The following is a 3930-nucleotide window of genomic DNA, read 5'->3' on the forward strand; positions in this document are numbered from 1 at the left end:
CCAACATGACGAATCCCTCCTTCTTAATTACAAATTTTTAGCATCTAATTTAACTTCAATTCCTATTATACAAAATTTTAAGATAATGCACTATCAACACACTCTTAAGTTTGCTTCTAAGTCTTATTTCCATAACTTTAGGGTTAACCATACGCAAGACCAATCACTCTCGGACAATACTCATGATTTTAATGATAAAATCCATGTTAAACCCATAGATAAGAAATACACCTGCAATAACCGTTACCTGTTTGTGCCAATTTAAAAATGCACCACTTTTTTATGATTAAAACGGTTGAAAACTGTACCACTAATAACTCACAATAGAGAGATGTCACCGTCAAGTTAAATGTACAAAATAACAGCGAAATTTTTAAATCTATTTCTTATCGATACAAATTCCTCGTAGGCGCTCGGGACCCCTTAATTAGATTCTCTTTTTAAAAATGAATGCTGATCCTAATACCATTAATGAACCTAGGACAGACAATGCAATATTTTCTGTTTCTCCTGTTTTTGGTAAAACTTTCATTTTTCCGTCTGAACCTTTAACCGTTACTGTTCCGTCTTTTTGAACATCTGCGCCAATTTCTTTAGCTTCAACTTTTTTTGTTGTTCCGTCTGCTAATTGAATGATTGGTTTACTATCTTCAACTGCAACAATCACAACGCCTGTATCTGTATTAACTGGGTTTTCGATTGGGTTTGTGTCTACTGGTTTACTTGGTTCTGTTGGCTCTGTCGGCTTGCTTGGTTCCGTTGGCTCCGTTGGTTCCGTTGGCTCTGTTGGTTCCTTTGGCTCTGTTGGTTCCGTTGGTTCCGTTGGTTCCGTTGGCTCTGTTGGTTCCGTTGGCTCTGTTGGATCGACTGGATCAACTGGATCGACTGGATCAACTGGATCGACTGGATCAACTGGATCAACTGGATAAACTGGATCAAATAGTTGTTTTTCTTTATTACCTACAAAACATGGTGATATCACAAGACTGATTTCATCAATAAGTCCGTTTTCTAATAATTTGTTGGTTAATCCACCGCCACTGTCTGTCCGCATGTATTTACACCCATATTGCTCATGCAGGATCTGAAAGGCTTTTTCATAGTCCACATGATCATTTCCTGACACAATATATGGGTAATGCCTTTCCTCCAAATAATTCAAATATTCCTTCGGAGTGGCAGTTGATACCAGAATGACAATTTCCTTCAGATATCCAAGATTTCTTAAGCAATGAAGACTTCTCAAGATACCTCTGCTGTCAGGTATGACTCCTATTGGTCTGGGGTCCTCCGGGCTTGTTATGATTTTCTCAAAATCAGCCTCTGTTTCAGCAGGATATTTTTCAAATGCAGTAAAAACAGTATTGGACCCAAACAGCACCGCATCCGAATGAATTCCCCCGGCAACCTGGTAGTAAACTTCCGGATTATCAAAGCCTTTAATGCGGCCATCAAGGCTAATTTGTGTGTGCATAATTATCTTTGGTTTCATATTTTTCAATCCTCCTTTTTGATAGTAGAATATCATAATACACTGACAGCTGTATGTCAGCAGGGGATATGAAACCTTACAAAAAATACATAACAGACCAATCGCTTTCTCTAAATCAAGTTTAGGCAGTGATTCGTAATTTGTGCCAGGTGTTTACGGGTTATGCATTTTAATTCATCAGGTTGGACTATTTCAATGCCTGATCCATATTCAATCAGCTGCTTGCTCAATATCTCAAAGGAATCTGTCTGGAATTCGATTTCCATTTTACTTCCCAAATCGGTTTCTTCAAGGAAGCCGAGAGAATACCTGTTCTTGATAGAATTGTATGTCTCCCCTTTTTCAGCTCTAAGAATTACATTATATAGTTTTTTATATGAAAGCATTTGTTTTAATATTTGTTCCAAAGAGCCATCATGGCTTTGACAGAGCTCTTCTTCTATGCAAATGCTTTTAATCCGATCCACACGAAAATTCCTATATTCATTTCTTAGCCTGCAAAACCGATTAAGTACCAGTTCTGTTCATAAAACCCCAGTGATATAGGCTCTATCATTCTGCTTTCCGGTTCTTGCCCTCCTGATGCAGGATATTGAATTGATATTACCCTTTTATTGCAGATTGCAGTCTGAATTGCTGCAATAACGTTATCCGCCAATGTATTTTTCTGTCCAGATGTGCTGTACACGTTAATACTGTTCTCCAACTCCTGTGCATAGTTTTTTTCACCATGCTTCAAAATAGATTTGATTTTATACATAGCTGAATCAAAATCCTTTATAAATGATTCATCTCCATGGCAATTTAAAAATTTCCCTGCTGTAATCAATGCACCCACTTCCGCCGCTGTAAACATTACCGGCGGAAGTAGGAAGCCCTCTACAAGAAAATATCCTTTTCCGGCCTCAGATCCAATTGGTATTCCGGCTTCTTCAAGTGTCCGGATATCTCTGTAAACTGTCCTTAAGCTTATATTAAATCGCTGTGCAATTTCTTTGGCAGGAATTATTTTTTTTGATTGCAGCTGAATAAGAATAGAGGTTACTCTGTTAATCCTGTTCAAATTTTATTCCTCCTCTGTGACTTCCATAAAAAGTATATCCTATGCGTTCTTAAGCTAGCTGCTGTTAGTGCTTCTCATTGCACCCTGGTTATAAAAGCCATACTCACAAACCTCTTCACCAAAACTCTTTACATCTCTAATATAGAACTCTATCTAGCGAACTTTTAGAAAAGATATAAAACATCAGAGTATGGACAGTTGCGGATGTACTTCAGAAAAGATTAGATGTCTAAAAAGCTTGTAGTTAAAGCTTTTTAGACATCTAAATCTAGGTACTAAAACAATTCATCCAGTAAAATATAATATTTTATTTTCTCCCAATCAGGCTTGATCCCCAGTAAGTCAAAAAATAGCTCGACATACTGTTCTTCCCCGATATCCTCCCTGATCGACCGGACGCAGAAGGCAATGTCATACCACTTGTCCGCCCTGCCGCTTCTCCCAAGATCAATAAAGCCACTTACTTTGCCATCTTTCACAAAGATGTTGCTGTCTCCCAGGTCGCCGTGGGAAAAGACAAGTTCCTCTTCGGGCTTTTCCGTCTTTAAAAAATCATACAGCTCGCGCGGATCTTTAAATGGAGTGTCTTCTTCCCAGTTTTCGCAATCCACATCGGCCAGATCGTTATTCAGTAAGTAATCCAATTCGGCTAAGCGGCTGTCTAAGCTATTCGTATAGGGACAATCCGATATGTCGATGGAGTGAAAGAGCCTGATGCACTCCGCATACAGCTCGATAATCTTTTCAGGGCTTTGTTCATCTTCATACTCTTCCGAGCAAAGGACGCCATCGGCCTCACTCATGAGCAGATTGCTCCAGCCATCATGCCGTTCAAAGTGCAGGACCTTTGGAACAGGCAGCTTTCCTTCCAGCCATAGCATCATGTCCTTTTCCCGTTCCACATCATAGGTGGTCCCTTTATACCGGCTGTCCGTCATTTTTAAATATAGGTTTTCATTTTCTCCCACCAGCTTATATACCTTAGCAGGAGACATTCCTTCCGTATCTTTTACGCAGCGGTATTTTTCGATCAGTTTTTTCAATTCCGGTGATATTCTCATTTTAGCCATTTATTATTTCCTTCCTCTTTTCTACAGTATTTAAAGATACCCCAAGAAGCTAATTATAACACAATTCACTGTTCCTTGCATTCTAAAACCTTAAATACCAGAAAACAGCTTTTTCAAAGTTGTTTTCAAAGTTGGCGTATAACATAGTATCGACGGAGCCGATTTTGAAACCACAATGTGGCTCGAGTTGATGGCATTGATGTCTTAAGCTGATTTTTAACCCTTTCGTTCGCGGGAACGTATCAACGGTATTTTGATTATTTTTTAAGAAACTGATATATGGGGGAACATATCGAAGCAATCAA

Annotated in this window: 4 protein-coding genes and 2 pseudogenes; all 6 read right to left on the minus strand. The window is 38.8% G+C overall.

Annotated features, from left to right (window positions below; all coding sequences use genetic code 11):
* Window positions 1-55 precede the first annotated feature (55 nt).
* Window positions 56-139: pseudogene (locus tag ACVRWY_RS09325) on the minus strand (MLS leader peptide); the annotation flags it as partial.
* A 288-nt stretch (window positions 140-427) separates the two neighbouring features.
* Complete coding sequence (locus ACVRWY_RS09330; RefSeq protein WP_447455802.1) at window positions 428-1528, minus strand: dihydrofolate reductase family protein; 1101 nt, start codon at window positions 1526-1528, stop codon at window positions 428-430.
* 74 nt (window positions 1529-1602) lie between these two features.
* Window positions 1603-1959 carry a WYL domain-containing protein gene (locus ACVRWY_RS09335; protein WP_000374054.1) on the minus strand — a complete coding sequence of 119 codons (357 nt, stop codon included), beginning with the start codon at window positions 1957-1959 and terminating at the stop codon, window positions 1603-1605.
* 23 nt (window positions 1960-1982) lie between these two features.
* A complete protein-coding gene (locus ACVRWY_RS09340) occupies window positions 1983-2555 on the minus strand; it encodes a helix-turn-helix transcriptional regulator (RefSeq protein WP_001079938.1) in 573 nt (190 codons plus the stop codon).
* 275 nt (window positions 2556-2830) lie between these two features.
* Window positions 2831-3625 (minus strand): aminoglycoside O-phosphotransferase APH(3')-IIIa, encoded by a 795-nt coding sequence (gene aph(3')-IIIa / locus ACVRWY_RS09345; RefSeq protein ID WP_001096887.1) that lies wholly within the window; start codon window positions 3623-3625, stop codon window positions 2831-2833.
* An 82-nt stretch (window positions 3626-3707) separates the two neighbouring features.
* Window positions 3708-3803 (minus strand): annotated as a pseudogene (locus ACVRWY_RS09350) (GNAT family N-acetyltransferase); the annotation flags it as partial.
* Window positions 3804-3930 lie beyond the last annotated feature (127 nt).

It is taken from the genome of Streptococcus porcorum (assembly GCF_053203725.1).